The organism is Streptomyces sp. NPDC006265 (assembly GCF_040613555.1).
Taxonomy (GTDB): domain Bacteria; phylum Actinomycetota; class Actinomycetes; order Streptomycetales; family Streptomycetaceae; genus Streptomyces.
Window position 1 is genome coordinate 1 of sequence record NZ_JBEXSH010000739.1, and the last position, 4,615, is coordinate 4,615.

The 4,615-nt window shown below is 72.4% G+C and carries 3 protein-coding genes and 1 pseudogene; 2 read left to right on the top strand and 2 right to left on the bottom strand.

Going from position 1 to position 4,615, the window contains the following annotated elements; all coding sequences use genetic code 11:
• A pseudogene (locus ABZ281_RS38775) lies at positions 1-502 on the bottom strand (hypothetical protein); the annotation flags it as partial.
• A gap of 98 nt (positions 503-600) precedes the next feature.
• Positions 601-852, bottom strand: a complete 252-nt coding sequence (locus tag ABZ281_RS38780; RefSeq protein WP_030855017.1) for a helix-turn-helix transcriptional regulator — start codon at positions 850-852, stop codon at positions 601-603.
• Between the two features lie 32 nt (positions 853-884).
• On the opposite strand from ABZ281_RS38780, the gene map reads away from it, so the two are divergent.
• Positions 885-1,652: a type I methionyl aminopeptidase gene (gene map, locus ABZ281_RS38785; RefSeq protein WP_356662710.1), complete on the top strand. Its 768-nt coding sequence runs from the start codon at positions 885-887 to the stop codon at positions 1,650-1,652.
• 179 nt (positions 1,653-1,831) lie between these two features.
• Positions 1,832-4,366: an ATP-dependent Clp protease ATP-binding subunit gene (locus ABZ281_RS38790; protein ID WP_356662711.1), complete on the top strand. Its 2,535-nt coding sequence runs from the start codon at positions 1,832-1,834 to the stop codon at positions 4,364-4,366.
• Positions 4,367-4,615 lie beyond the last annotated feature (249 nt).

Here is a 4,615-nt window from a genome sequence, read left to right on the forward strand (position 1 = left end):
GGTCCACGTGAGCCATCCGTGCCCGGAGCTCCGCGCACCGGGCCCCGGCGCGTGCGTGGTCGTCGCGTGCCCAGGCCAGGTCCAGGCGCAGGGCGTCGGCCTGTTCACGGGTCGTGGCCGAGGTCAGGTGGCGGGCGAGGGCGGCCTGGCGTTCGGCGGCGTACTTCTGTTCGCGCAGCATGACGTCGAGGCGAACGCCGAGGGCGTCGCGGCCCCCGGGCCGGGTGTCGTACACGGCAAGCGCGGCGGCGTGCAGGGCGCGGGCGCGCTCCGTCTCCGGGCCGGCTCCGCCCGGGCCGTACTGCCCGGCGAGGTCCTGCAGCAGCGCCTCGACCACGTCCCAGGGCGGCATGTCACGCCCGTCGAGACAGGCCCGCATGCCCTCCGGGTCGCGCTGCCAGAACACCGCGCACCAACCGCCGGACGGATCGAGGCGTGCCAGCAGACCGTCCAGATAGGTCGCGAACTCCCCGACTTCAGCCGGGAGTTGATCCGCCGCCATCGCTCAACTCCCATGAGGCCGGAGCATTCCGCCCCGTAGGCAACACCAGTCGTGTTACGGACGTGCTACGGGGAGTTTTCACGCGCGGCGCTGGTGCCTCAGAGAGGCACCAACACGCATTGCCCGGCCAGGTCGTCCATGGACAGCCCGAGGACTCCGGCCAGCGCGGCCACCGTGAAGAAGGCCGGGGTCGGGGCCCGACCCGTCTCGATCTTCCGGAGGGTCTCCGCGGAGATGCCCGCGCTCGCCGCGATCTCCGTCATGCTCCGGCCACCACGCGCCTCGCGCAGCAGCCGGCCGAGCCGCTCGCCGCGTTCGCGCTCTTCGGGGGTGAGAGGGGTGCGCACCATGCCCCCATTCTAATACCGGTATAGTAATTGGCATGGTGGAGCTGAAGACAGACACTTCTATCGACGCGATGTACGAGGCGGGCCAGGTCGTCGCCCGGGCCCTGACGGCCGCTCAGAGGGCCGCCGACGTGGGTGTCTCCCTGCTGGAGCTGGACGAGGTGGCGCACGGCGTGCTGCGCGAGGCGGGCGCGACCTCCCCCTTCCTGGGGTACCGCCCGTCCTTCGCACCGACCCCCTTCCCCGCCGTCCTGTGCACCTCGGTCAACGACGCGATCGTGCACGGCGTCCCGGACCGCTACCGCCTGCGCGACGGCGACCTGGTCTCCATCGACTTCGGCGCCGAACTGGGCGGCTGGGTCGGCGACTCGGCGCTCAGCTTCGTCGTCGGCACCCCGCGCGAGGCGGACCTCCGCCTGATCGAGACCGCCGAGCGGGCCCTCACGGCCGGCATCGGGGCCGCGGTCGCGGGCAACCGCATCGGCGACATCGCCCACGCGATAGGCACGGTGTGCCGGGGCGCCGGATACGGCATCCCGGACGGCTTCGGCGGCCACGGCATCGGCCGCGGCATGCACGAGGACCCCGGGGTGCCGAACGAGGGCCGCCCGGGGCGCGGCATGCGGCTCCGGCACGGCATGGTGCTGGCGATCGAACCCATGGTCGTCGCGGGCGGCACGGACGACTACCACGCCGCCCCCGACGGCTGGACCCTGAAGACGAACGACGGCTCCCGCGCCGCCCACGCGGAGCACACGGTGGCGATCACGGACTCGGGACCGAGGATCCTGACCGCACGCTGACATATGCCGGAATTACCCGGGTGCATCCCAAAGGTGCCCCTCGCCGACGATCGTGCGAAGGTGTTGTACGAGCGCGCCCCAGGTGTAACCGGCTGCCACCCGGGTTACCCGACCCCGGCACGTCGACCAGCGAGGGCGTCCCCCGCCCGCGCGCCGGGGACGCCGGGAACGGAAGGCCCATGAGCAGCGGCTTCACCAGCCCGGAGGGCTACGGCTCGGATCCCTTCGGAGAATTCCTCGCACGGTTCTTCGGCGGACCGCGTCCCGGTCCCCGGCAGATCGATCTCGGGCGGCTGCTGAGTCAGCCGGCCCGGGAGCTCGTCCGTGGCGCGGCCCAGTACGCCGCCGAGCACGGCAGCCGGGACCTCGACACCCAGCATCTGCTGCGGGCGGCGCTCGCCACCGAGCCCACCCGCACCCTGCTCAGCAAGGCCGGTGCGAACCCCGACTCGCTGGCGACGCAGATCGACGACCGGTCGGGGCCCGCCCAGCACACCCCGGACGACGCCCCGCCGCCCACCGCACTCTCCCTCACCCCGGCCGCCAAGCGGGCCCTGCTGGACGCGCACGACATGGCCCGGGCCCGCGGCTACGGCTACATCGGCCCGGAGCACGTGCTGAGCGCCCTGGCCTCGAACCCCGACTCGGCTGCCGGGCACATCCTCAACGCGGCCCGCTTCGCCCCCTCCGAACCGCCCGAGGCGCCGGAGGTCCCCCAGTCGGAGCGCCCGCGCCCGACGAACACCCCGACCCTCGACAAGTACGGCCGCGACCTCACCGAGCTGGCCCGGCAGGGCCGGATCGACCCGGTGATCGGCCGGGACCAGGAGATCGAGCAGACGGTCGAGGTCCTGTCCCGGCGCGGCAAGAACAACCCGGTGCTGATCGGTGACGCGGGGGTCGGCAAGACGGCCATCGTGGAGGGGCTCGCGCAGCGCATCTCCGAGGCGGACGTGCCCGATGTGCTGATCGGACGCCGCGTGGTCGCCCTGGACCTCACGGGCGTGGTCGCGGGCACCCGCTACCGGGGGGACTTCGAGGAGCGGATGAACAACATCGTGGGCGAGATCCGCGCCCACTCCGACCAGCTGATCATCTTCATCGACGAGCTGCACACGGTCGTGGGCGCCGGTTCCGGCGGCGGCGACGGCAGCTCGATGGACGCCGGCAACATCCTCAAGCCGGCCCTCGCCCGGGGCGAGCTGCACATCGTGGGCGCCACCACGCTGGAGGAGTACCGCCGGATCGAGAAGGACGCGGCGCTGGCCCGCCGCTTCCAGCCGATCATGGTGCCGGAGCCGACCGCCGCCGACGCGATCGAGATCCTGCGCGGACTCCAGGACCGCTACGAGGCCCACCACCAGGTCCGCTACACCGACGAGGCCCTGGTCGCGGCCGTGGAGCTCTCCGACCGCTACCTCGCCGACCGCCGCCTGCCCGACAAGGCGATCGACCTGATCGACCAGGCCGGTGCCCGAGTGCGGTTGCGGGCCCGGACCAAGGGCACGGACGTACGGGCCCTGGAGCGGGAGCTGGAGCAGCTGACCCGGGACAAGGACCAGGCCGTCGCGGACGAGCAGTACGAGCAGGCCACCCAGTTGCGCGACCGGATCGTGGAGCTGAAGCAGCGGATCACCGAGGCCGGCGGCGACGGTGAGGCCGACGAGGGCCAGGACCTGGTGGTCGGGGCCGAGGCGATCGCCGAGGTGGTGTCCCGGCAGACCGGCATCCCGGTCGCCAGCCTCACCCAGGAGGAGAAGGACCGTCTGCTGGGGCTGGAGGAGCATCTGCACGAGCGGGTGGTCGGCCAGGACGAGGCCGTGCGGGTCGTCTCGGACGCGGTGCTGCGTTCCCGCGCCGGGCTCGCGGCTCCCGACCGCCCGATCGGCAGCTTCCTGTTCCTCGGTCCGACGGGCGTCGGCAAGACCGAACTGGCCCGGGCGCTCGCCGAGGCCCTGTTCGGCAGCGAGGACCGCATGGTCCGGCTCGACATGAGCGAGTACCAGGAGCGCCACACGGTCAGCCGGCTGGTCGGCGCACCGCCCGGCTACGTCGGCCACGAGGAGGCGGGCCAGCTCACCGAGGTCGTGCGCCGTCACCCGTACTCGCTGCTCCTGCTGGACGAGGTGGAGAAGGCCCACCCGGACGTCTTCAACGTCCTGCTCCAGGTCCTCGACGACGGCCGGCTGACCGACTCCCAGGGCCGCACGGTGGACTTCAGCAACACCGTCATCGTGATGACGAGCAACCTCGGCTCCGAGGCGATCACCCGCCGGGGCGCCACGACGGGCTTCGCCGCGGGCGGCGCCGACGCGGACGAGGAGGCCCGCCGCGAGCAGATTCTGCGCCCGCTGCGGGAGCACTTCCGCCCCGAGTTCCTCAACCGTATCGACGAGATCGTCGTCTTCCGCCAGCTCACCACGGAGCAGCTGCGCCGGATCACCAACCTCCTGCTGGACCGCACCCGGTCCCTGGTCCAGGGCAAGGACATCACGGTGACCTTCACCGACCGGGCGGTGGAATGGCTGGCCGAACGCGGCTACCAGCCGGAGTACGGCGCCCGCCCGCTCCGCCGCACGATCCAGCGCGAGGTGGACAACGAGCTGTCACGACTGTTGCTGGACGGCCGGGTCGACAAGGGCGGCCGGGTGACGGTGGACGTACGGGACGGCCACCTGGCGTTCGAGGCGCAGAGTTCGGCAGCGCCCCGATAGGGGGCGCGGGGCTGGGTCGATCTGCGGCTCCGCCGCGTGGGCGCGACCAGCCCCCACGTACCCGTACCCGTACCCGCACCCGCACCCGCACCCGGCACTCAACGCCCAGGCCGCACCACCATCGCCGCCCCCCCGCCCCGCCGTACGGTCTCAGCGACTGCCACCAGGCACACTTCCTCTCGGTCCCCGCCAGCGGGATCGAGTTAGAAATGTGTGCCGGCTGATATTCGGATTCTACGGTTTTAGGCG